This window comes from Bacillus sp. FSL K6-2865 (genome assembly GCF_040311405.1).
GTDB lineage: Bacteria > Bacillota > Bacilli > Bacillales > Bacillaceae > Bacillus > Bacillus velezensis.
In genome coordinates this window covers 1,526,059-1,549,139 of sequence record NZ_CP152036.1, presented here as the reverse complement: position 1 = coordinate 1,549,139, position 23,081 = coordinate 1,526,059, and the positions used below count along the sequence as shown (strand labels likewise).

The window sequence follows — 23,081 nt, the reverse complement described above, 5'->3', positions numbered from 1 at the left end:
ATAGCGATAACCCTGTTTTTTAGGACAGGGTTATTGATGTTGTCTGTTTTTTTATAGATAACGAATAAATCATGAGTGATGAGGCAAAATACAGATCAATACCTCGAGTACCGGCTGACATTTAAAAGCACGCCGACCGCTGCGAGCATCAGCGTCAGTGATGAGCCTCCGTAGCTTAAAAACGGCAGCGTAATTCCTGTTACCGGGATCAGCCCCGTCACAACGCCGATATTAATCATGACTTGAATAGCTATCATAGAAATAATACCGATGGCGACAAAGCTTCCGTATAAATCCGGCGCGCCGAGGGCAATCCTGACGCCCCGCCATAATAAAATACTGAACAGCAGCAATATGAGCGAACCGCCGATAAAGCCGAGTTCCTCAGATAAAATAGCAAAAATGAAATCGGTTTGCGGCTCCGGCAGGTAAAAAAACTTTTGCCGGCTTTGGCCGAGCCCCATCCCGAACAGTCCGCCCGGACCTACGGCATAGAGCGACTGAATGATCTGAAATCCGCTTCCAAGCGGATCCTCCCACGGGTTTAAGTAAGAGGTAATCCGTTTAATCCGATAAGGAGCGGACAGAACTAGTGCCGCAAATCCGCTTAAACCGATGAGTCCGAGGAACGCAAAATGAGCGATTCGCGCACCGGAAACAAAAATCATCACGATGCACGTGCCCACCATTACCGTCCCCGTTCCCAGGTCTGGCTGGCACATAATAATAATAAATGCAGAAAACACGATTCCGAGCGCGGGAACGAATCCGCGTCTGAATGACGTAATATTCTTCTGTTTTTCAGAAAGAAATTTAGCCAGAAACGCAATCATCGCGAGTTTCATAAACTCCGAAGGCTGAATGCTGAACGCTCCCACTCCGATCCAGCTTCTTGAACCGTTCCGCACCATTCCGACTCCCGGAATCAGCACAAGTACAAGCAGAAAAAAACAAATGATCAGAAGCAGCTTCGACCATGTGCGCCATGTCCAATAATCCACATTCATAATGAAAAACATGGCAATGACGCCGATTCCCGCAAACAGCAACTGCCGTTTCGCGAAGAAAAACGAGTCGTCAAATTTATAATCCGCCCATACCGCACTTGCACTGTAGACCATAATTAATCCTATTGTTAAAAGCAATAACGTAATGATAACTAATAACAAATCAGGCGCTGTTTTTTTAGTAGTCAAAGCAATCGACACCCCAAGCATAAGTCATTTAGGGCTGCCGATGAACAGAGACAAGCCCTTACTTAAGCATATGCACGGCATCTATAAACATGTCACCGCGTTCTTCAAATGTTTTGAACTGATCCCAGCTTGCACACGCGGGTGACAAGAGGATGACGTCTCCTTCATTTGAGAGCGCAAACGCCGCAGATACTGCTTGTTCAACATTATCGACACGTTTGACATGTTGTATTCCCAGCTCATTGCCCAGTTTTTCTATCTTCGGCGCTGTCTGTCCGAACGTCAGGACCGCTTTGACATTGTCCATATACGGTTTCAGGTCGTCAAAACCGTTGCCGCGGTCCAGTCCGCCTGCAAGCAGAATAACCGGTGCTTTGAACGCGGAGAGCGCTTTGCTTGTGGCCAGAATATTCGTCGCTTTGCTGTCATTATAAAATCTACGATTCTGGATCGCAGTTACATACTGCAGACGGTGTTTGACACCGGTAAAGCTTGTCAGCACCTTCTGAATCGCTTTATTAGACGCGCCCGCCGTTTTAGCCGCGGCTACAGCGGCTAAAATATTTTCTAAATTGTGCGCTCCCGGCAGTACGATGTCATCAACAGGCAGAATCGCTTCATCGCCGAACATCAGCATTCCGTCTTTAATGAATGCGCCGCTTGACAGTTCCTGGTGAACTGAAAACGGAACGGTGCCGGCTTTTCCGCTTTCGGCAAGCCGCACGACTGTTTCATCGCTTTGATTGACGATGGCCGTATCACTCTCAAGCTGATGAAGATACACGTTCTGCTTGGCTTTTTCATAGTTTTCACGGCTGTGATGGTAATCCAAATGAGCGTCGAACACATTTAAAATCAGGCCGATTTCAGGTCTGAACGCATGAGTCCCCATAAGCTGGAACGAAGAAAGCTCTGTGACGATCCATTCATCACCGTCAGCATGATAAGCCACTTCACTGGCGACAGTGCCGATATTCCCTGCGATCAGCGCCTTTATCGAGTCAGCTTTCAGCATTTCATAAATCAGGGTCGTCGTTGTTGTTTTCCCGTTTGAACCTGTAATGCCGATGAATTTTGCATTGGTGATATAATACGCAAGCTCGATTTCCGTCCAGACCGGGATGCCTCTTCTTTGCGCTTCCTCCACCATGATATTTTCATACGGGATTCCGGGATTTTTGATCAGAATGGTAATGTGATGCTGATCAAAAAGTGACGTCGGATGCTCACCGCAGATGACTTCAATTCCTCTTTCTGCAAGCCTTTGGGCAGGTTCGTTCTCTTCAAAGGCTTTTTGATCATTCACGACGACGTTAATGCCTTTTTCATGAAGAATCGACGCAGCCGCATATCCGCTTTTCGCCAGTCCGAGGACCAGAAAGTTTTGTTTTTGCAAAAAAAGTTCGTTTTCCACTTATAACCACACCTCGATGTAAATTCCTAAAACGGCAAGCAGCAGTCCCGCAGTCCAGAATGTGACGACAACTCTCCATTCAGACCATCCGACCAATTCGTAATGGTGGTGAAGCGGACTCATCTTAAAGATTCGTTTTCCTGTCGTTTTAAAGCTGATGACTTGTAAGATAACAGATAAGGTCTCAATAACAAATACTCCGCCGATAATGACGAGCAGAATTTCAAGCTTCGTCAGAATGGCAACGGTCACGATCGCTCCTCCGAGCGCAAGCGAACCGGTATCCCCCATAAATACCTTGGCGGGATGGGCGTTGAATACAAGAAAACCGAGAACGGCGCCGACAACGGCAACCGAGAAAATCGCAACGTCATATTGTGACTGGTTCCACGCAAGGATGGCGAAAGCGCCGAATGCGATAGCCGCGGTACCGGACAAGAGACCGTCCAGACCGTCTGTCAGGTTGACGGCATTTGAACCTCCGACAAGCATAAAGAGAACGAGGATAAAGTATCCCCAGCCGAGATCGATTGACAGATGTGTGCCCGGCACCCTGATGCCGGTTGAAAAATGGCAATAATGATATACTCCGTAAAATACAATGGCAATAATGATCTGGCCGATCAATTTCTGCTTCGACGTCAATCCGAGATTCCGTTTCATTACTACTTTAATATAGTCATCCAGAAAGCCGAGCAGGCCGTATCCGATCGTGACAAACAGCAGAAGAAACATTTCCGCGCTCAGATGCGAAAATTTCTGCGTCATGACAATCGCCGTAATGGCGATGGATACAATAATCATGACCCCGCCCATCGTCGGCGTCCCTGATTTTTTCATATGTGATTTCGGCCCCTCTTCCCTGATACTTTGGCCGAATTTTAAACGTCTTAAAAACGGGATAAGAATCGGAGATATCAGAACACTGATTAAAAATCCCATTATTATTGTAAATAAAATCACTTGCTCAAGCATTGCTCTTTTCTCCTCCCGTTTCGTTCAAACGACATACGTATTTATCATATTCACATTGTGTCCCCGTAATTCTTTTCATTTCCCTCATTCTAACACTCTTTCCTGTTTTACTTTTTATTCAGCTCAACAATAGCTCTTCCCGCTACTTCGGCGTCATCAAAGTCGAATGTTTCATTGCCGATCTGCTGATAGGTTTCATGCCCTTTCCCGGCAATCAGAACCACATCTCCCTTTTTCGCGTTGGCAATGGCAAAAAAGATAGCCTGCTCGCGGTTTGCGATACTGTGATAGTAGGTGCCTTCTACCCCTCTTTCCATATCTCTTAATATGGCCAGCGGGTCCTCGCTTCTCGGGTTATCTGAAGTGAAAATCGGTTCGTCGGCAATCCGCACCGCAATTTCCGCCATTTTCGGGCGTTTCGTTTTGTCCCGGTCTCCGCCGCAGCCGACGACGACGAAAAGCTTTCCCTCTGTCATGTCTTTACATGTATTCAGAACGTTTTCCAGACTGTCAGGCGTGTGCGCGTAATCGACGACCACAGGAAACGGCTGATTGTGATTCACCAGTTCAAACCGGCCTCTGACACCTTGCAGCTCTTCAAGAGCGCTTGTGATCGTATCAAACGGCAGTCCCGCTGCGATCGCTGTCGCCGCTGCAGCCAGTACGTTATATACGTTGAAGCGGCCGACGAGTGAAACCGTGATCTGCTTTGTTCCTTTTGGCGTAACGAGTTCAAAGCTTGTGCCTTGCGCAGAGATCTCGATTTGTTTCGCCATGACATCGGCATCGTTCTCGATTCCGTATGTAAGGATGTGCGCCGCCGTCACTTTTTCAAAATAAGCACTGGCTTTGTCATCTGCGTTTAAAACGGCCCGCTTCGGCTTTTCGTGATTAAAGGAGCCGCCCAGCTGGGAAAACAGGAGGCTTTTAGCCTGTCTGTAGTCTTCCATCGTCTTGTGATAATCTAAATGGTCCTGCGTCAGGTTCGTGAATACGGCGATATCATAATCGCAGCCGTGAACCCTGCCGAGTGACAGAGCGTGAGAAGACACTTCCATAATAGCTGTGTCAACATGCTCATCATTCATTTTCTTGAACGTTTTTTGCAGTGTGACGCTTTCGGGCGTTGTATTTTTGACCGGGAATGTCTCATCCCCGATTTTAATGTACATCGTTCCGATTAAACCGGTCTGTCTTCCCGCTTTTTTGAAAATCTCATCAACCATGTGCGTCGTTGATGTTTTGCCGTTTGTGCCGGTGATGCCGATAAGCTGAAGCTGCTTTGTCGGCTGCCCGTAAAACGCGTCAGAAAGAACGCTGAGCGCCCGCTGTGACCGGCGGACAATAATGACAGGAACATCGACGTCAAGTTCTTTCTCGGCAACGATGGCCGCTGCGCCGTTTTCTGCGGCTTTTTGGGCAAAATCATGTCCGTCTACCGTATACCCTTTTATACACACAAAAAGACTCCCTTTTCTCACTTCCCTGGAGTCCATCTCAATTGAAGTTATGTCAGGGTCATGAAAGTCATTTTGAACAGGTTCGGCCATTAAATATGTAAGCAGCTTTGTAAGTTTCATTGTATCAAACCTCTCAGAAATTCTATTCATTCTTTTATCATGATAACCGTTTATAAAAGTCAGAATGGCTTTTAAACATACAGTTCATATTTTAGCGTAAATAAAAGGATACATCCAGTTAATCTTAAAAGTTATCTTCTTTTTTTCTCTTTATGATAAGAGGCAGCCGAAAACAATCGGCTGCCTCAAAAAGACTCATTCTTCACTCAAGTAAACACGGATCTTTGAGCCTTCTTTTACTTTCGTTCCGGCTGCAGGTGATTGTTTCACAATTTTGCTTCCTTTTCCTGAGGAGTCAATATTCAAATTGACAAGCAGCGACTCAAGATCAGAGACAGACATCCCTACAACATTCGGAACCTCTATTGTTTTTGTGTCGTTCCATTGATATTTTTTCTCGATTTGATTTTTTCGCGGTTTCACGCCGAGCTCAGGCAGACTGTCTCTCATCATATTTCCGACAATCGGCGCGGCGACGGTTCCCCCGAATTGAATCGTGCCTTTCGGATTATCAACCGCGACATACACGACAAGGCTCGGGTCATCAGCCGGCGCAAAACCGATAAAGGAGACGATATGGTTGTTTTCGAGATATTTGCCGTCTTTGACCTTTTGTGCGGTACCTGTTTTTCCGCCGACGCGATATCCTTCCACAAAGGCATTCCGCCCCGTTCCCTGAGCGACGACGCTTTCTAAAGCATATCTGATCTGCTTTGACGTTTCCTGGGAAATAACTTGCCTTTTCGCAATCGGCGATTGTTTCTTAACGGTTTTTTTCGTAACGGGATCAACCCACTCTTTGGCGATAAATGGAGTATAAAGCGTTCCGCCGTTTATTGCTGCGGAAACGGCTGCCACCTGCTGAATCGGCGTGACGGAAACCCCTTGTCCGAAAGCGGTTGTCGCCTGTTCGACCGGGCCGACTCTGTCAAGCGGGAATAAGATCCCCGTTCCTTCCCCTTGCAGATCAATGCCTGTTTTCTTTCCAAAGCCGAAGTCCTTAATATATTGAAACAGCTTTTGTTTTCCGAGCCGTTCCCCCAGCTGTACAAACCCGGGGTTGCAGGAATTTTGAACGACTTCAAGATAAGATTGCGAACCGTGGCCGCCCTTTTTCCAGCATCGGAGGCGGGCGCCGTCGACCTCGGCAAATCCTTTGTCATAAAAGTGGTCTCTTTGCAAGTTTACTTTTTGCTCTTGAAGAGCCGCCGCAAGCGTAATAATCTTAAAGGTCGAACCCGGTTCATATGTGCTCCATACCGGCAGGTTCCGGTTGTAAACAGACGGATCCACCGATTGATAGTCAGCCGGATCAAAATCAGGACGGCTTGACATGCCGAGCACTTCCCCGTTTTTCGGATTCATTGCGACCGCAATCATTCCGTCCGGGTTATATTTCGCCGCTGCATTGTCGAGCTCTCTTTCTATAATCGTCTGAACCTTGGCGTCAATCGTCAGTTTCATATCAAGTCCGTCTTTCGGAGGGGTGTAATCATCCGCTTCATCAGGCATTTTCTTCCCCTTGGCATCCGTATAAAATTTCACGGATCCCTTTACACCTTTTAAGTCATCATCATAATAAGCCTCCAATCCGAGAAGGCCCTGGTTATCAATACCGGCAAAACCGAGAACATGGGACAAAAAGCTTCCGTACGGATAATGGCGGATGCTGTCTTCAGCCACATAAACCCCTTTTAAGTCGAGCGCTTTGATTTCTTTCGCTTTTTTATTGGAAATTTTCCGCCCCTCGGGTGAGATTTTTTCTATGGAGGTTTTCTTAGTAATGTGTTTGTAGACCTTCTCTTCCGACATATTTAAAACTGACGCGAGAAGCTTGCCCGTTTTGATGGGATTTTGGATCTGGCGCGGTACGACAAAGACGGTCGGCGCGCTTTTATTAGTAGCCAGCTTCACGCCGTTTCGGTCAAGAATCTCTCCCCGCTCAGGCTCAAACGGCAAATTTCGGCTCCAGGAATCCTTAGCCAGTGAAGTCAGCTTTTCTCCCATCACGAATTGGACATAGCCTAATCTGCTGTCAATGATCAAAAAAATGATTACGCCAAAAAGCAAAACCAGTAATAAACGTTTTCGAACCGTTACATTTGAAACGCGCAAGGGACCGTCCACTCCTTATTTAGGCTTGTTTCAATTTATGCCTCAGCTTGGACACATAGAACGGCGGCGCATAAAAAAGAAGCCCGCGGGCATCCGCGGACTTCTCTGTCCCGTTAATCAGGATTTTTAAATTTCACCTTGATCACGGTATTTTCTTTCAGTTCTTTGCCTTTTTTCACACTTTGGCTTGAAGCGTAACCTTCACCGCTCACATCGATGTGAATGCCTGATACTTTGCTGAATTGAAGCACTTCCCGTCTCGACCATCCGGACATATCCGGCATCGTCATCTTTCCGTCTGTTTTTAAGAAGATTTTCTGATTGGTGATCAGATCTTCTCCGGCTGTCGGATACTGCTCTTTTACGGCAACATCGCTGCCGATGACAATCGGTGTGAGATGTTCATTTTTCGCTTCCTTCTCAGCGCTCTTGACCGTCTTATCTGTCAGGTCAGGCATCTTTTGGCTTTTCGTTTCTTCCTGACCGGAATCTGTTTTTTCCGTCGGTTCGATATTCATGTAGTGGAGGCTGTTTTTCATCGTCGGGTTAAAGATTTCCGCGACAGGATCAGAGCTGCTTTGCCCCGCTTTTAATTGCGGCTGCTGCACGGCTACATAGATGACGAGCTTAGGATCATTTTTCGGCGCCATGCCCATGAATGAAAACACATAGTTGCTCGTTCCCTTTAAATATCCGCCCGTCCCGGCGATTTGTGCGGTTCCCGTTTTACCCGCGACGTCAAATCCTTCAATTTTATAAGGTTTTCCCGTTCCGATGTCTGACGTCACGACTTCTCCGAGCAGATTCCGGACTTTTTTCGCCGTATCGGCTGAAATCGGCGTGCCTGCCTGCTCTGGTTTTGTCTGCTTGACGACTTTTTTCGTATCGGGGTCGACAATATGATCAATGACGTAAGGTTTCATCATTTTGCCGTTATTGGCAATCGCCGTGACCGCCTGCAGCTGCTGGATCGGCGTTATCGCCGATGCTTGGCCGTAAGCCGTAGACGCTTTGTCAAAATCATATTTGTAGTTAATTTTACTTGATACTTCACCGGGCAGATCAACCCCTGTTTTTTGATAGAGCCCGAATTTGTGCAGGTACTCATTAAACCGGTCAAACCCCAGTTTTTCGTTGGCCAGTTTGGCAAAAGCAACATTTGAAGACCTCATAAGGCCATCATGGAAGCTTGTCATGCCCCAGCCGGCGCCATCGTTCCAATCTTTAACAGGTCCGCCTCCCACTTTATATGTTCCTGATTTATATTTCTCGTTTGCAGAAAACACATTTTCCTGAATCGCCGCCGCAAGCGTAAAGATCTTCATCGTCGATCCCGGTTCATATGCGTACGACACTAAGTCGTTGTAATAATTGGTGACGTTTCTGATGTTCGGGTCAAAACTCGGACGCTGCCCCATCGCAAGCACTTTGCCTGTTTTCGGTTCTACGACAGCCGCCATAATTTTTTTCGGTTTATATTTTTCCGCTACTTTCGTCATGCTGTCTTCTAAAAAGGTTTGAATTTTCTGATCAATGGTTAAATATACATTGTCACCGTTTTTAGGTGCGGTGATTTTTTCGTTGCTGTTCGGAAGTTTCCAGCCGGATTTATCACTTTCGTAAGTGACGGATCCGTCGCGTTCCGTCAGATAGTTATTCAGTATTTTTTCAAGCCCTAAAGAGCCTTGTATCTCGTTTGTTTTTTCATTCACATCGGCATAGCCGAGAACATTTGACAAAAATATGCCGTTCGGATAGTAGCGCTTCGTATCTCTTAAGAAAGAAATACCCGGAAGATTCATTTTTTCGATCTTTTGTTTTTTCGCATAAGAGATATCGCGGCCGGCTGAACCGAATTCCACCTGCTTCGCGCCATCCCTGTTTAAGATGTCCAGAATCTTGCTTTTATCAAGATTGATAACGGTCGCCAGTTTTTCCGCCGTTTTCTCTTTGTCTTTGACATGCTGAGGATGCTTCGGATCACTTGTCATTTTTTTATCAAGCACGGCAATGAGCTTATATGTCGCCGTGTCCTCTGCAAGCACTTTACCGTTCCGGTCAAGAATAGAGCCGCGGCTCGCTTCTATCGTCCGCTTTTTTTCGTGCTGCTCGGTCGCTTTTGTTGCAAGTTCTACACCGTTTGCTTTACCGGTTAATTGAATGTACGCCATTCTCCCGAGAATGACAAAGAAAAAGAGAGCGAAACAAATACTGAGTATCGCTGCTCCTCTGTTCATAAACTTATTTTTTTTCGGCATGGGTTATCATTCCTGTATGTTTTTCACTTTTTTATCTTTCAGATTCAAACCGTGCTTTTTGGCGATATCCATCAGGCGCTGCGGCTGGCTTAAGTCAGCAGCCGTCTTTTCGAGATCACCGATCTGCTTATTCTTCTCAGATACTTTCTCCTCCAGTTTTTGCACCTCAATATTGGATTGGTACGCCGCGTATGCCTTTGATACGATAAACATTGATGTGGAGAGAACGGCAATGGCAAACAGGACGAGCAGCACCTTTTCCCCGAGTGTAATGGAAGCCCTCTTTTTGACAATCACCTTTTTTTCGGGACTTATCACTGGCCGTTGTTGTTTTTCCTGCTGGTAAGCTAAGTTGCTCATAGGCTGATGACCTCCTTTAATGTTGTCATTTGCTGCCCGTTATTTTCGTTTCTCCGCAATGCGGAGCTTCGCTGACCGGGCGCGGTTATTTTCTTCAAGCTCCTCTTTTGATGCCGTAATGGGCTTTCTTGTAATCAGCTTTAATTCCGGTTCAAATTCTTCCGGTATCACAGGAAGACCCGGAGGCAGTTCGGGAAGTGATGATTTTTCCTTGAATGTCGTCTTGCACATTCTGTCTTCCAGCGAGTGAAAAGTGATCACAGACACCCTTCCGCCCGGCTTCAGCACCTCTATCGCTTGCAAGAGGGCCTCTTCAAATACTTGAAGCTCGTCGTTTACGGCGATTCGTATGGCTTGGAATACACGTTTGGCCGGATGACCTCCGCTTCTTCTTGCCGGAGCCGGTATCGCGTCCTTTATTAGATCGACCAGTTGGCCGGTTGTTTGAATAGGCGATTTTTCTCTTGCCTCTTCAATTTTTCGGGCGATCTGCTTGCTGAATTTTTCTTCTCCGTATTTAAAGAAAATCCTCACAAGGTCCTCATACCGCCATTCATTTACGACTTCTTTCGCCGTAAGGGCGGCCGACTGGTCCATCCTCATGTCCAGCGGTGCGTCATGATGATAGCTGAATCCCCGTTCCGGTGTATCAAGCTGCGGAGAGGATACTCCTAAATCAAATAAAATTCCGTCGACACTCGTAATGCCGTGTTCATGTAAACACTCTTTTAAATAACGAAAGTTGCTTTTCACCAGAATGAGCTGTCCTTTGTATTCGGACAATGTTTTCTTTGCGTTTTCAAGTGCCGTGTCATCTTGATCAAAGGCGATCAAGCGTCCTTTTTCCGATAATTGCTGCAATAAATATGTACTGTGCCCGGCGCCGCCAAGGGTGCAGTCCACATAGGTTCCGTCCGGTTTGATATTTAAACCGTCGACGGTTTCACGAAGAAGTACTGTCTTATGCTGAAACATTTGTGTCGGTCCCACCTTTATCAGGAATGAATTGAATTGTCAGTTGTTGTTGTGATGCACGAAGATCCATTATATATCAAATCCAATCATGTTTTCAGCAATTTCAGCGAATGAATCTTCTTGCTCTTCTGTGTATTGTTCCCATATTACCTTACTCCACAATTCAATTCGATTGGAAACCCCGATGACAACACATTCTTTTTCCAGTTTTGCGTAATTCAGAAGAGATGACGCAATATTAACCCTTCCCTGCTTGTCCAGTTCGCATTCGGTCGCACCGGAAAAAAAGAATCGGGTAAATGCGCGGGCGTCTTTTTTGGTGAGCGGCAGAGCCTTCAGCTTTTCTTCAATCAGCTTCCATTCATTCATCGGATAGCCGAAAAGGCATTGGTCCAGTCCTCTGGTCAGCACAAACTGCTCACCGAGGCCTTCTCTGAATTTTGCGGGTACGATCATGCGGCCCTTTGCATCAACAGTATGCCGGTATTCACCCATAAACATGATAAGGACCCCCACTTTCTCCCCTAAACTCACCACTATCCGCCACTTCTCTCCACAACCTCATTTTACACTGTTTACACATAAAAAAAAACCCTGAACTATTCAGGGTTCTTTAAAACTTTATTTCAAAGTTTGACAATCTGATGTTGGTTTTGAAAAGAAAATGGCAGATGTTTGAAGGTTGTGAAGAATTTTGGACCGTAGCGGTTCAGATAATACATCACATTCCAAATCCGTTCCTGCGGAGCGCCGAGCGGTCTGATGCTGTTTTGGATTCTTTCATAGTCACGCAGCACAAAACCTTCTTTTTCTTCAATTCTTTTCGTTACCGTCCGTTCTAAAAACAAGAGCTGATCTTGAATGAAGGCGGCATTCTTCTGTAAGAGCGGCTCAAGGCTTGAATCGACCTTCAGCGCTTCGTCCCTTGCGTGTTTATGGACGGCTTCAATCTGCGACTTCGCCTGTTCCATTACAGAAGAAAACTCTTCCGGAATCTGCTCTTCAAAATAAGTGTCTTTCAGGTGTCCGGTGCCGTGTTCGATCGCTTCCTGAAGCGGGATATTCCGTTCTGAAAGCTTCTTTTCAATATGGCGCTCAAGAAGCGTAATGTTCAGTCTCGGCACTACCGGCGTCATGCGAAAGCCCATTAATGAGAAAGCCCGCTTCAGCTCACCCCAATAATTGATCTCCCCCGGTCCCGCGATAAACGCCAGAGTCGGGATGAGAAACTCCTGCATAAGCGGCCTTGTCACAACGTTATTGCTGAAACATTCCGGTTTTTCTTCCATATGGGTATGAAGCTCGTCGTTCGTCCACTTCAGGTCAAGCTCCTTAATGACAAAAACGCCGTTTTCTTTTTCAATTAAGAAACGCTCTCCCTCATGTTCGTAAAACAGATTGGCCTGATCTTTGTCCGATTCAATAATCGGGTGATAACCGGCTTCCCGCATAAAACGCTGCTGGTCTGACACGGCTTTGGCAAGCTCATGATTGTGTTTTAAAATCTGCTGAAACATACCCGTTTCCAGCTTTTTAATCCCCGGATCTCCCGAATTCATCAGAATAAGGCCTTCTTCTTGAAACAAGTCGGCGATCAACAGTTCAAAAAAGTCCGTGAATGTCTCTGATGAGCGTAAACATCGCTTCACGTTTTGAAGGAGTGCGTTTGTGTGATCCGTCTCCTCAAAAGCAGCGAACACTTCATCAATCCAAGCCGCGCATTTTTCCTGATCAAGCTCGGTTTTAGCCGCCGATGTTTTTTTCCAGTACGACTGCGGCAGTTTCTGTTTCACCGGACCTTTATTCTCTGTTGACGTGTGCACAAAATTGATTTCTTCCAGATCGTGATCTTCACCCGCCACCCAGAAAATCGGAACGACAGGAATCTGCAACGCCTCTTCCTGCTGTCTGGCAAGTACGATAATGGAGATAATTTTATGTATGGTGTAAAGAGGCCCCGTTAAAAGACCGGCCTGCTGGCCGCCTACTACCGCTGCGCTTTTTGGATCTCTCAGTTTTTCGATGGAGGCCTGCATGGCGGCGGAGTGAAATTTTTCGTGATAGGAGGATAAATAGTCCGCTAATTCTTCTCTGGCAAACGGCCGCGAAGACAGGTCATGAAGCCGCTTTTGCCATACGTCCTCTGAATGAATATCATAATCAAAAAATGAAGACATGTTTTCTCCATCTATATAGTGCTGAACAAACTTATTTTGACTTTTGATGGAAAGTTCAGTTAGCTGCATCTGTCTGGAACTTCCTTTCTCCAATAAATAGTTAGGTTTCCGAAATGAGTATAGCATGTTACCGGAAAACCTCAAAAGACTTTGTTTCAGTTTCTTTCTAACGCTTTTATGCTGCGGTGTAAAAACGTAAGATGAACGGCCGGCAATCCGCGGCTTTCCGCTTCTTTTACAAGGTAGCCGATAATCGCATCGGCCTCTGTCCGCCTGCCTGCCATGATATCGACGAGCATGGAAGAATGATTTTTTTCCGTCAGTCTGCAAACTTCGCAAACCTTGTTCCACGCTTTTTCTCTATCGGCGAGGCCAAGTATTGTCTCCGCTTCTTCAAACACGTTTCTCATATATTTTTTGTAAGCGTCATTTGTTACCAGCTCTCCGTTTTTCACGCGCAGCAATGCAGTTAACGGGTTGATGCATACATTTATGATCAGTTTTCCCGTTAAAAGCCGATACCAGTCGTTTTCATCATATACGGGAAAATCCCGGTGCATGCCGGAAAAGATGCTTTTGAGCGTTTCCGGCCGGGATGCGCTGAATACACTCCATCTTACGGCTCCCGCTCCCGTATGTTCAACGGCATGATCTGATATCTTTTTTGCTCCGTGCTCAACAGTGCCGACATAAAGCGAATGATCCGTATGCCAATCTTTAATGTCGTGTATGTGTCCCATGCCGTTTTGCAAAAACAGCACATTCGTCCCTTTTATCGTCTCAAGATCCCGCAACACAGCACTTAGCTGGTGCTGTTTAACGGCTGCGATTAAGAGGTCGAATCCGGAAATGATGCCTGTTTGCGCTCTGCATGCCGCCGTACATTCTATTCCGTCTTTCAAAAGCCGTATACCGCCTGAGTTAATCGCATCAGCCTGCTCCGTCCGCCGCGTAATGACCGTTACCTGATGGCGGGACGATAAGTAGTAAGCACATAAAAGGCCTACCGCTCCGCCGCCGATAATTCCGATTTTCACACTGTCACACCCTATATCTGCATTTTTCCATATTATCATAGCAGAAGCCGCCGCAAATTACTTCAATTTCGTTTTGAGCAAAAAGACTGGCAAGCATATTATAGTTGGAATTTTCAATTAAAGCGTTTACAATAATGGTAGAACACAACAAAGGGGGAGTTTGTGTTGAAAATAGAGCGACTGCTCATCAACTTTAAGACACTCGAAGAATTTAAAAGGTTTAAGGAATACGGGATGCAGGAGCTGTCGATGCTTGAAGATCTTCAGGATAATATCATTGAAAATGACAGCACCTCGCCTTTTTACGGGATTTACTTCGGGGATAAACTAGTGGCGAGAATGAGTTTATATCAGGTAAACGGAGGCACGAATCCGTATTTTGATCAGCGTCAGGACTTTTTGGAACTTTGGAAGCTTGAGGTTCTTCCGGGCTATCAAAACAACGGATACGGAAAAGCGCTTGTTGATTTTGCAAAATCCTTCAGAATGCCGATCAGGACGAATTCACGCATGAAATCAGCAGATTTCTGGGATAAGATGAATTTTGAGCCCGTTAAATATGATATGGCGCGTGATAAAGGAGAAAATCCTTATATCTGGCATCCCGATATGGACGGTGAAATGACATCCGGAGAAACGGCATAATAAAAAACCGGCCGGGCCGCCGCCCCCAGGCCGGTTCATTTTACAGGCTCTGCGCCGATTTTCTGTCGTCTTCTTTTGAATTGACCATCCTTCTCGCTCTGTCCATAATGTCAATTAACGCTTTATAATCTTCTTCCGTCATCTCCAGCTTGTTTCTCAAGCTTTCATTTTCCTCACGCAGATCCTCGACTTCTTTTTGCAGCGCGGTCAGCTGTTCTGTGAGTTTTTCTTTTTCATGACGCACATCCGCTGCGGCTGGCGACTCTTTAAATTGCTGCAGAAACAAAATGACATCATCAATGGACAGCTCTTTTTCTCCTTCCGCCCTGCGGATCGGAGGCTGTTTGACGGTTCCCGGCAGATTGGCGGAATGCACCCCGATCTGCTTTCTTAATTCCTTCCGCTGTTTTTTCGCCAGCTCTATCCCTGACTGATATTGTTTTCTGACATAAGAATTCCATCTGAACCCGCAGGCGGCAGCCGTTCTCGTCAGCGCTCTGCCGACTTCTTCAAAAGCGGAAAGCTGGGTCCCGCCTTCCCGAATATGCCTGAGCACCACTTCGGCCAGCAGCAAATCTTCATCTTGCGTCCACGCGTCTTGTCTCGTTATCGTCAATCGTATCTCCCTCCATATTTGCTCATTTACCTCATACATATGCCGCTGATAGATTAGATAGACTACTGGGGCTCACAATTTTTTCAGCGGAAGCAGGCCGGAGGGGCAAAAAAAAGAAAAGCGCAGGAACCGAGATTCCCGCGCTTTTCTTCATACATTAATTGCTTTTAACATTTATGTCTTTGCCGTTGTATGATCCGCATGCTTTACATACACGGTGAGACAATTTCATCTCTCCGCATGACGGGCATTCTGTCATACCAGGTACATTTAGTTTGAAATGTGTACGGCGCAATCTTTTTTTCATTTTAGAAGTTCTTCTAAAAGGTACAGCCATTATTCCCACCTCCTTAAAGAGTTAAGATTCATCATCTTGTGTTAAGAGCTTTTTCAGATCCGCAAGTCTGGGGTCGATTTGATTTTTCTTGTCTTCCTCAGAAATCACTTGCCAATCCTTCCCCACTTGGGGAGCGGCTCCTTCTTTTTGTTCAGTTTCACAAAAGACTTGCATAGGAATTTCTAAAAGAATCTCTTCTTTTACGATCGGAGTTAAGTCGACGATATCGTCTTCAGCAATATGAACGTCCTCATCTTCTATATCATCCGAATTATGAAATCTAAACAGTTCTTTTGTCGCGATTGTAAATGGATACGGCACATCAACTAAAGTTCTTGAGCACGGCAAAACCATTTCGCCTGAAATCGTAAAGTCAAACGAAACCTGCTTGGATTCAATCTCCGCGTGGCCCTTCACCCGGACGGGAGAAATGCGGCGGATGTCAGAATTCAATTTTGTCAGCTCATTTAACTCAACTGTTTCATCAAATTCAAAGCTCTTTTTCGCCATTTGATGAAGCTGATAAATCGTCCATTTCATTTGTATCACCTCAGGAAAGCAACAAACATGATTATAGCTTTTCAGAATGTTTTTGTCAATATTTTTTCTTTACAGCATAATGCCGCCGTCATGCAATCGTTGACAGCCGGATAGGCTATGCATACACTAAACGAAACGGACTAAAATATGCACTTCATTTGCAAATGTACCACACGAAGCATAACATAGCAAGAAAGGCGGGACAAATATGAAAGCAGTCGGCCTGGTTGTTGAATATAATCCCTTTCATAACGGACACCGCTATCATGCGGAACAAGCAAAAATCAAAACGGACAGCAGCGTCGCGGCGGCGGTGATGAGCGGCCCTTTTTTGCAGCGCGGGGAACCGGCCGCCGTCTCAAAGTGGGCCCGGACAAAAATGGCGCTGGAAAACGGCGTGGATATCGTCATTGAGCTCCCTTATATATATGCCGTACAAAAAGCGGAATTATTCGCGCGCGGCAGCGTTTCGCTTCTTCATCATTTAGGATGCAGCAGCTTGTTTTTCGGCAGCGAAAACGGGCGGATCGAACCCTTTATTGAAGCGTCTGAAGCGTTCACCCGAAAGGAAGATGACTGCAGCCTGATTCTGAAAGAGGAGCTGAAAAAGGGTCTCAGCTATCCGGCCGCCGCTTCAAAAGCTTTTTCACACATATTCAAAGGACGGGACATGCTCGATTTGTCCAAGCCGAACAATATTCTCGGTTTTCACTACGTTAGAGCGATACACGCTTCCGGTTCCGCCATGAAGCCTTATACGACAGCCAGAATCGCTTCCCAGTATCATGACGCCGAGCTTCCCGGAGATAACAGCCGGATAGCCAGCGCAACAAGCATCCGGAAAGCGCTGATAGAAAAAGGAACGGCGGCCGCAAGGAGCTTTCTTCCGGAAGCGTCTGCACGTGAGCTGGAGGTATACAGAAATTCATACGGAAAATGGCACAGCACGGAAGACTATTTTTCATATGTAAAATACAGCCTCAGCACTCTTTCCGCTGAAGAATTGAGCCGAATCTATGAAGTGGAAGAAGGCCTTGAGCACAGAATTCTGCGCACCATCAGACAAGCCCGATCCTATCGCGAAATGATGGAACGATTGAAAACAAAACGATACACGTGGACGAGGCTGCAGCGGATGAACACGCACATTCTGACACGGACGAAAAAAGAAGACATGCATCGGCTCTTGCAGCCTTCAAGCGCTCCTTATATCCGTCTTCTCGGAATGACGAAAAAAGGACAGGCGTACCTGTCGGCAAAGAAAAAAGAGCTTACCGCACCTCTCGTCAGCAAGCTCTCTTCTTTCTCTCATCCCGCTCTGGATCTGGACATACTGGCGGGACGGGTTTACAGCCTGCCGATAAACGAACCTGAACGCACATTGTTTGAGAAACAGGAATTTTCACAAGCGCCGATCCGCTATGATGAAGACGAAAAGCGTTTTTTGAATGCGTAAAAAAAGCACCTGTCTGTATCAGGTGCTTTTTACTTTCAGCTGATCCAAATAGTCAAGTGCGTCCTGCATGGTGTCGACAGGGACGATCTTCATATCGGACTTGATTGCTTTCGCCGTTTTTACCGCATTTTTGTAATCAGAATTTTCAGCTCCGTTTTGATTCGGCGCAAAGAAAATATCTTTTCCCGCTTTGTCTGCGGCGACGACTTTCTGATCGATTCCGCCGATCGGTCCGACTTTGCCGTCCACGTCGATTGTCCCCGTCCCGGCTATATTATAGCCTTTTGTTTCGTCAGGTTTTGTCAGCTGGTTGTAAATTTCTAAAGACATCATGAGACCCGCAGAAGGCCCGCCGATGTTTTCAATGCTGAAATGAAGATCCGGCTTCACTTTCACGTTCCGGTCCGTATATAATGCGACACCGATTCCCGCTCTTTTCGGGTCGTCCGGGAATGATTTCAGCACAATGTCAACGGTCTTTTCTTTCGTGTCCCGTTCAATGTGAAACGTTACTTTTTCCCCCGCTTTTTTGCTGCTGATATAATCAATCAGCTTTTCAGCGGATTCGTATGTTTTCCCGTCCGCGCTGATAATTTTATCACCGACCTCTATTTTTCCTTTTGCCGGCATGTCAGAGACGACTGAGCTGGCATAAATGCCGTTAAATGAGTATTTCACCTGTTTCCCGGCTTTTTGATAAGCGGCAATGACCGCGTTTTCTTGGGAGCTTTTCATCATTTGCAGCTGGCGCTTCATATAATCCGAGTCCGATTCGCCCTCTTCTTTTATGCTTTCATCAGGGACGATTTCTTCGTAAGGATGCACTTTCGCCCAAAGATATGTATACGGATTGGCGGGGCCTACTTTGACAGTCATCAAGGAAAGGCTTCCTTTTTCAGGATAGCCTCCGTCCACCTTAATCAGCGGTCTCAGCTCTGATGCTTCTCCCGGCTGTGTGATGTAATACGGAAGCTTAATAAATGTAACAGCGATTAATAAGATCAGGATGATAAACACCCAGCGAAAATGTTTTGCTTTCATATGAGTTAGCCCTCCCAGTTCTCTATTTCTTGTTTAATCCGGCCGATCATCCGGTCTGCGGCTTCTTCGCCCGCTGTGATCATATGATCAATGTTGGCAAAAGAACTTGAGCTGAATGATTCAAGAGAAGGGCGGATCATGACGTCTGCGGCAATGGTCTGGTGACGGACCAATTCATTTTGCAGTATATCCATACTTTGCATGATTACATCAAAAATATGTGCCGCCTTTTCCGTTTTTTTCACCCGGGATACGTCAGAGGCGATGACGATATCAGCACCCATATCTTTTACGGCGGAAACCGGTATTCTGTCGACCACCGCGCCGTCGACTAACATACGTCCGTTCATTTTTTGCGGGACGAAAACGCCCGGTATGCTGATGCTCGCGCGGACGGCTTCGGATACTGAACCTTTCGTAAAAACAAGCTTTTCGCCGGTCTGAAGGTCGCAGGCCACGATGCCGAGCGGGATCCGCAGTTCTTCTATCGGCTTGCCGTACGTATAGGCATGAACGAGCTGCCTGATGCGGTCTCCTTTTAAAAATCCGAGCTTCGGCATCGTATAATCCGCGTACAGCCGCCGCTTAAATGCTTTAGCGACTTTTTTCATCGTGGCCACGTCATGCCCGGCCGCATAAAAGCTCCCGACTAACGCTCCCATGCTGCTGCCGGCAATCATATCAATTGGAATCTGATGCTTATGTAAACTGGATAACACTCCGAGATGAGCGATGCCTCTTGCCCCTCCCGAACCTAACGCTAACCCGATTGTAGGTTTGGCCAACGCGACGAACCCCCTAATAGACATCCTATACATGAATTCTATGGTCTAAATTGAACCCCTATGCTCGTATATTAGTACAGGATGACAAATAGGTACTTGCCCGGCCGCCTTTAAGGTCTGTTCTATATTTTATCATGATATAAATGTCAGTGTGCAATTTTAGCATCGGGGAGGTAAGAATGAATTTGTCTAAGTTTCATACATTTTTGATTTCATTGTTTTTCATTTTTTTGACGGCGACGGTTATTTCACACCCTCAGGCCTCATTCGAAGCCTCCAAAACCGGTCTTTCCATGTGGTGGGAGGTCGTTTTTCCTTCATTGCTTCCGTTTTTTATTCTATCTGAGCTTTTAATCGGATTCGGCATTGTCAAGTTTGTCGGCCTTTTACTCGAACCCTTTATGCGTCCCATTTTCAGAGTGCCGGGGGTCGGCGGATTTGTACTGGCTATGGGCATGGCTTCAGGCAATCCGGCCGGCGCGAAGCTGACTGCACGGCTGCGCCAGGATAAACAAATTTCCAGAGTAGAGGCTGAACGCCTCGTCTCTTTTACCAATTCATCCAATCCGTTATTTATATTCGCTGCTGTGGCGGTCGGCTTTTTTCATAACGCGTCTCTCGGCATTCTGCTGGCATCGGCTCACTATCTCGGAAACATCGCTGTCGGCCTGACGATGCGTTCATACGGACGGAAAGAAGAAGCGGCGTATACCGGTAAAAAGACGATCGCTCTCCCTTCTCTGAAGGAAGCATTTCTGGCCCTCCACAAGGCGCGGCTTTCGGAAAAGCGGCCGCTCGGAAAAATTTTGGGCGACGCCGTCACCTCTTCTGTACAAACCTTGCTGATGGTGGGCGGTTTTATTATATTGTTTTCGGTTTTCAGCCGGTTATTATCAATCGTACAAGTCATGGATGTGCTTTCTGTATTTACAAACGCGCTGCTTTCGCTTTTTCATCTTCCGGCAAATCTGGACATCCCTCTTATCAGCGGAATGTTTGAAATTACACTTGGGAGCAAGCTGGCCAGTGAAGCTGATGCCGCCTTGCTGCCGAAAGCCATGATTGTGAGTTTTATTCTCGGGTTCAGCGGCCTTTCCGTACAGGCCCAGGTAGCCGGCATTTTATCGGAAACAGATATCCGCTTTAAACCGTTTTTCGCGGCGCGTATCCTTCAGGGCATTTATGCCGCACTCTTTATTCTCTTACTGTGGAAGCCGCTTTACCTTGCATTGGACGAACCTTACCAGTCCGTATTCCTCCCTTTCCGCGATCAGGAAGCGGTATCTGCTGCCGTCAGCGGATGGAATACACTTGTTGAAACCGGTCCCGCCATCACGCTGACAGCTCTCGCCGTATACGCATTGATTTATTGTTACAGGCTGTCAGCACGGACAAAAAAAGGATGAGACGCCAATCAGCGCTTCTCATCCTTTAAATTTCTGCATCAGCGCCTGTTCAACTTCCGGAGGAACAAACTCTGAAACAGGCCCGTTATATTTTGCGACTTCTTTTACGATGCTTGAACTTAAAAAAGAGTACTGATTGTTCGTCATCATAAAAAAAGTTTCTATTGATTCGTCGAGCACGCGGTTGACGGAAGTCCCCTGCATCTCATATTCGAAGTCAGAAACGGCTCTGAGCCCCCTGATAATCGCCTTCGCCCGCTTTTTTTTCGCATAGTCGATTAACAGTCCCTGTGACGTCTCGACCGTAACATTCGGTATGTCTTTTGTCACTTCTCTTAACAGCTCACATCGTTCCTCAACTGTAAACAGCGGCTGCTTAGAAGAATTATTGAGCACGCATACGTACACCTGCTCAAACACGTTTGCCCCCCGTCTGATAATGTCCAGATGTCCGTAGGTAACGGGATCAAAACTTCCGGGACATACAGCTATACTTGCCACATCATTACCCCCTATTTCGGTATATCGTCACTCCTGTAAGCCCGTAAATTTCCCTTCTTGTTACAGAAAGCGCGCCGACGGCTTCAGGAAGCGCAACGGCTTTATCATGCTCGGCTACGACAAAACCGTCTTCATTCAGCATGTTCTGCTCATCAATCATTTCGATAAGCGCTTTCAGCTTTTGTTCCTTATACGGAGGATCTAAGAAAATTCCGTCAAAACCTTTTTCCCGTTTCGCCGCGGCATAGAGGGCCCGCTCTGCATCATTGCGGTATACTTCCGCTGAAGACAGCAGATCAAGCGCTTTGATATTCGCTTTTACCGTTTGGATGGCTTTGAAATCACGATCCACAAAGATACAGCGGTCAAATCCGCGCGACAGCGCTTCAATCCCGAGACCGCCGCTCCCCGCAAACAAATCCAGCCCCGTTCCTCCGTCAAAATACGGGCCGATCATATTAAAAATAGACTCTTTTACTTTATCCGTCGTCGGCCTTGTTGATGTGCCCGGCACAGCCTTTAAGGCTCGTCCTTTTCTTGAACCGGAAATTACTCTCATTATTCACACCACTTTTTCTGAAAACTTTGATGTACTCATCGGCTGAGCCGTTATGTATCAAAACAATCCCTATCTTATCATAAAGCATTCTTTCAAACAATGAACGTGAAATCGTGTATACATATTCACATTCCTGTCAAGACTACGTGTAACAGCATCAATGAATGATGTTGTTGCCAACCGCGGAGAAGACTTACGTTTCCCCATAAGTTCTTCCTCCGGTTTCTCCTCTCCCTTTTCCTTCTCCTTAACTTGTTAAGGAATAGAAGGACCCCGCAGGTATCTGCGGGGATTTTTTTATATACCGACTTTATAATCGTACTCTTTCGCCTTATCAAGCTTTGATTCAAATTCCAGCTTTAAAAAAGGTTTATAAGAAGGCTCTACCTTCTTCACATAAGAATAAGAAGAAATCTTTTCCATTGTTTTTTCGATTAGGTCCATATCGCAATACAGCACAACGTATTTCAGCCGCTTGGAAACATAATGAACGTTGCCGAATTTTCTCAGCATTTTGCTGTGTTTTAAGGAATGCAGATATACGATTATGCCTTGGCGCTTATTTTCCATCATGATCACCCGCCTGACTTTCTGTTCATTTTATGTAAAAGACGAGACGGCCGTCTCGTCAGGAAACTTTGCATCCGCAGCCGCCGCCGGAACCGCACCCGCCGCCGCAGGATGACAGGCCGTCAAAATAAGGATTCCCCGTCGGCACTTTTACATGCTCCGAGACGGCCGTTCCGAGTTCAATGCTGATCTCGTCAAGCAGCGACTGAAGCTCAGTCTCCGCTTTTTTAAATTCGGCCACCTTATCGTTTAAATCCAGTTCCCGCTTCATTTCTCTCATTTTGCGGGAAATCTCTCTATAATCAGGATGGTATTTGCCAAAGCGCTGCACATCCTCATACTGCTCTTTAACGCTCATAAAAGAACGAATGATCCGCCCTGCCTCTTCATCTTCACGGAGACGCTTGTAACAATCGCGGTAATTTTCAGCCGTCTCAGACTGCAGAATCATGCCGGCAAGCTGCTCCGCTTCACTTTGAAGCTTGACGGACTCAATTGTTGCATACATAAATACGCACCTCCAGTTGCTAGTTTACCA

23 protein-coding genes are annotated in these 23,081 nt (G+C 46.4%); 3 read left to right on the top strand and 20 right to left on the bottom strand.

The window, feature by feature from the left end; genetic code table 11:
* Nucleotides 1-95: 95 nt before the first annotated feature.
* From spoVE to NYE42_RS07675, 11 genes are all read right to left on the bottom strand, one after another.
* Nucleotides 96-1,196: a stage V sporulation protein E gene (spoVE, locus tag NYE42_RS07725; protein WP_003154430.1), complete on the bottom strand. Its 1,101-nt coding sequence runs from the start codon at nt 1,194-1,196 to the stop codon at nt 96-98.
* 58 nt (nt 1,197-1,254) lie between these two features.
* Nucleotides 1,255-2,610, bottom strand: coding sequence for a UDP-N-acetylmuramoyl-L-alanine--D-glutamate ligase (gene murD / locus NYE42_RS07720; protein ID WP_015417422.1), 1,356 nt, complete (start codon nt 2,608-2,610; stop codon nt 1,255-1,257).
* Nucleotides 2,611-3,585, bottom strand: a complete 975-nt coding sequence (mraY, locus tag NYE42_RS07715) for a phospho-N-acetylmuramoyl-pentapeptide-transferase (protein WP_007409707.1) — start codon at nt 3,583-3,585, stop codon at nt 2,611-2,613.
* A gap of 107 nt (nt 3,586-3,692) precedes the next feature.
* Complete coding sequence (locus tag NYE42_RS07710; RefSeq protein ID WP_003154436.1) at nt 3,693-5,165, bottom strand: UDP-N-acetylmuramoyl-L-alanyl-D-glutamate--2,6-diaminopimelate ligase; 1,473 nt, start codon at nt 5,163-5,165, stop codon at nt 3,693-3,695.
* A gap of 195 nt (nt 5,166-5,360) precedes the next feature.
* Nucleotides 5,361-7,280, bottom strand: coding sequence for a stage V sporulation protein D (locus NYE42_RS07705; RefSeq protein ID WP_003154438.1), 1,920 nt, complete (start codon nt 7,278-7,280; stop codon nt 5,361-5,363).
* Nucleotides 7,281-7,393: 113 nt separating this feature from the next.
* Nucleotides 7,394-9,538 (bottom strand): penicillin-binding protein 2B, encoded by a 2,145-nt coding sequence (pbpB, locus tag NYE42_RS07700; RefSeq protein ID WP_352426876.1) that lies wholly within the window; start codon nt 9,536-9,538, stop codon nt 7,394-7,396.
* A gap of 6 nt (nt 9,539-9,544) precedes the next feature.
* Nucleotides 9,545-9,898 carry a cell division protein FtsL gene (ftsL, locus tag NYE42_RS07695; protein ID WP_003154442.1) on the bottom strand — a complete coding sequence of 118 codons (354 nt, stop codon included), beginning with the start codon at nt 9,896-9,898 and terminating at the stop codon, nt 9,545-9,547.
* 39 nt (nt 9,899-9,937) lie between these two features.
* Nucleotides 9,938-10,873 carry a 16S rRNA (cytosine(1402)-N(4))-methyltransferase RsmH gene (gene rsmH, locus NYE42_RS07690; RefSeq protein WP_007409704.1) on the bottom strand — a complete coding sequence of 312 codons (936 nt, stop codon included), beginning with the start codon at nt 10,871-10,873 and terminating at the stop codon, nt 9,938-9,940.
* 69 nt (nt 10,874-10,942) lie between these two features.
* Nucleotides 10,943-11,374 (bottom strand): division/cell wall cluster transcriptional repressor MraZ, encoded by a 432-nt coding sequence (gene mraZ / locus NYE42_RS07685; protein ID WP_007409703.1) that lies wholly within the window; start codon nt 11,372-11,374, stop codon nt 10,943-10,945.
* 125 nt (nt 11,375-11,499) lie between these two features.
* Complete coding sequence (gene bshC / locus NYE42_RS07680; protein WP_144664724.1) at nt 11,500-13,119, bottom strand: bacillithiol biosynthesis cysteine-adding enzyme BshC; 1,620 nt, start codon at nt 13,117-13,119, stop codon at nt 11,500-11,502.
* Between the two features lie 86 nt (nt 13,120-13,205).
* Nucleotides 13,206-14,087: a 2-dehydropantoate 2-reductase gene (locus tag NYE42_RS07675; protein ID WP_284064851.1), complete on the bottom strand. Its 882-nt coding sequence runs from the start codon at nt 14,085-14,087 to the stop codon at nt 13,206-13,208.
* Nucleotides 14,088-14,249: 162 nt separating this feature from the next.
* Here NYE42_RS07675 and NYE42_RS07670 point away from each other — a divergent pair, with 162 nt between their 5' ends.
* Nucleotides 14,250-14,732, top strand: coding sequence for an N-acetyltransferase (locus tag NYE42_RS07670; protein ID WP_012117497.1), 483 nt, complete (start codon nt 14,250-14,252; stop codon nt 14,730-14,732).
* 40 nt (nt 14,733-14,772) lie between these two features.
* Here NYE42_RS07670 and gerR read toward each other — a convergent pair whose 3' ends face one another.
* From gerR to NYE42_RS07655, 3 genes are all read right to left on the bottom strand, one after another.
* Entirely contained in the window at nt 14,773-15,348 is a 576-nt protein-coding gene (gene gerR / locus NYE42_RS07665) for a sporulation-specific transcriptional regulator GerR (protein WP_003154450.1), read from the bottom strand.
* Nucleotides 15,349-15,505: 157 nt separating this feature from the next.
* The gene (gene rpmF, locus NYE42_RS07660; protein ID WP_003154457.1) at nt 15,506-15,685 is read right to left on the bottom strand and encodes a 50S ribosomal protein L32; all 180 of its coding nucleotides are present in this window, start codon (nt 15,683-15,685) and stop codon (nt 15,506-15,508) included.
* 21 nt (nt 15,686-15,706) lie between these two features.
* Entirely contained in the window at nt 15,707-16,225 is a 519-nt protein-coding gene (locus NYE42_RS07655) for a DUF177 domain-containing protein (RefSeq protein ID WP_352426875.1), read from the bottom strand.
* A gap of 208 nt (nt 16,226-16,433) precedes the next feature.
* On the opposite strand from NYE42_RS07655, the gene NYE42_RS07650 reads away from it, so the two are divergent.
* Nucleotides 16,434-17,681, top strand: coding sequence for a nucleotidyltransferase (locus NYE42_RS07650; RefSeq protein WP_352426874.1), 1,248 nt, complete (start codon nt 16,434-16,436; stop codon nt 17,679-17,681).
* A gap of 18 nt (nt 17,682-17,699) precedes the next feature.
* Here NYE42_RS07650 and NYE42_RS07645 read toward each other — a convergent pair whose 3' ends face one another.
* Complete coding sequence (locus tag NYE42_RS07645; RefSeq protein ID WP_007409697.1) at nt 17,700-18,722, bottom strand: SepM family pheromone-processing serine protease; 1,023 nt, start codon at nt 18,720-18,722, stop codon at nt 17,700-17,702.
* A gap of 5 nt (nt 18,723-18,727) precedes the next feature.
* On the bottom strand, nt 18,728-19,507 hold the full coding sequence (locus NYE42_RS07640) for a patatin family protein (protein WP_007409696.1): 780 nt from the start codon (nt 19,505-19,507) through the stop codon (nt 18,728-18,730).
* A 179-nt stretch (nt 19,508-19,686) separates the two neighbouring features.
* Here NYE42_RS07640 and ylbJ point away from each other — a divergent pair, with 179 nt between their 5' ends.
* Nucleotides 19,687-20,913, top strand: coding sequence for a sporulation integral membrane protein YlbJ (gene ylbJ / locus NYE42_RS07635; protein ID WP_015417416.1), 1,227 nt, complete (start codon nt 19,687-19,689; stop codon nt 20,911-20,913).
* A gap of 18 nt (nt 20,914-20,931) precedes the next feature.
* On the opposite strand, the gene coaD is transcribed toward ylbJ, so the two are convergent.
* The 4 genes from coaD to NYE42_RS07615 form a co-directional block, all read right to left on the bottom strand.
* A complete protein-coding gene (gene coaD / locus NYE42_RS07630; RefSeq protein WP_007409694.1) occupies nt 20,932-21,414 on the bottom strand; it encodes a pantetheine-phosphate adenylyltransferase in 483 nt (160 codons plus the stop codon).
* A gap of 4 nt (nt 21,415-21,418) precedes the next feature.
* Nucleotides 21,419-21,973, bottom strand: coding sequence for a 16S rRNA (guanine(966)-N(2))-methyltransferase RsmD (gene rsmD, locus NYE42_RS07625; RefSeq protein WP_007409693.1), 555 nt, complete (start codon nt 21,971-21,973; stop codon nt 21,419-21,421).
* Nucleotides 21,974-22,270: 297 nt separating this feature from the next.
* Nucleotides 22,271-22,543 carry a YlbG family protein gene (locus NYE42_RS07620; protein ID WP_003154470.1) on the bottom strand — a complete coding sequence of 91 codons (273 nt, stop codon included), beginning with the start codon at nt 22,541-22,543 and terminating at the stop codon, nt 22,271-22,273.
* Between the two features lie 58 nt (nt 22,544-22,601).
* Entirely contained in the window at nt 22,602-23,051 is a 450-nt protein-coding gene (locus tag NYE42_RS07615) for a YlbF family regulator (RefSeq protein WP_003154472.1), read from the bottom strand.
* Nucleotides 23,052-23,081: the final 30 nt, after the last annotated feature.

Bases quoted from the DNA above. Each gene is read 5' to 3' on its own strand.
- mraY (WP_007409707.1), bottom strand. From the start codon at position 3,585: ATGCTTGAGCAAGTGATTTTATTTACAATAATAATGGGATTTTTAATC.
- NYE42_RS07710 (WP_003154436.1), bottom strand. From the start codon at position 5,165: ATGAAACTTACAAAGCTGCTTACATATTTAATGGCCGAACCTGTTCAA.
- pbpB (WP_352426876.1), bottom strand. From the start codon at position 9,538: ATGCCGAAAAAAAATAAGTTTATGAACAGAGGAGCAGCGATACTCAGT.
- ftsL (WP_003154442.1), bottom strand. From the start codon at position 9,898: ATGAGCAACTTAGCTTACCAGCAGGAAAAACAACAACGGCCAGTGATA.
- rsmH (WP_007409704.1), bottom strand. From the start codon at position 10,873: ATGTTTCAGCATAAGACAGTACTTCTTCGTGAAACCGTCGACGGTTTA.
- mraZ (WP_007409703.1), bottom strand. From the start codon at position 11,374: ATGTTTATGGGTGAATACCGGCATACTGTTGATGCAAAGGGCCGCATG.
- bshC (WP_144664724.1), bottom strand. From the start codon at position 13,119: ATGCAGCTAACTGAACTTTCCATCAAAAGTCAAAATAAGTTTGTTCAG.
- rpmF (WP_003154457.1), bottom strand. From the start codon at position 15,685: ATGGCTGTACCTTTTAGAAGAACTTCTAAAATGAAAAAAAGATTGCGC.
- NYE42_RS07655 (WP_352426875.1), bottom strand. From the start codon at position 16,225: ATGAAATGGACGATTTATCAGCTTCATCAAATGGCGAAAAAGAGCTTT.
- NYE42_RS07650 (WP_352426874.1), top strand. From the start codon at position 16,434: ATGAAAGCAGTCGGCCTGGTTGTTGAATATAATCCCTTTCATAACGGA.
- NYE42_RS07645 (WP_007409697.1), bottom strand. From the start codon at position 18,722: ATGAAAGCAAAACATTTTCGCTGGGTGTTTATCATCCTGATCTTATTA.
- ylbJ (WP_015417416.1), top strand. From the start codon at position 19,687: ATGAATTTGTCTAAGTTTCATACATTTTTGATTTCATTGTTTTTCATT.
- rsmD (WP_007409693.1), bottom strand. From the start codon at position 21,973: ATGAGAGTAATTTCCGGTTCAAGAAAAGGACGAGCCTTAAAGGCTGTG.
- NYE42_RS07620 (WP_003154470.1), bottom strand. From the start codon at position 22,543: ATGGAAAATAAGCGCCAAGGCATAATCGTATATCTGCATTCCTTAAAA.
- NYE42_RS07615 (WP_003154472.1), bottom strand. From the start codon at position 23,051: ATGTATGCAACAATTGAGTCCGTCAAGCTTCAAAGTGAAGCGGAGCAG.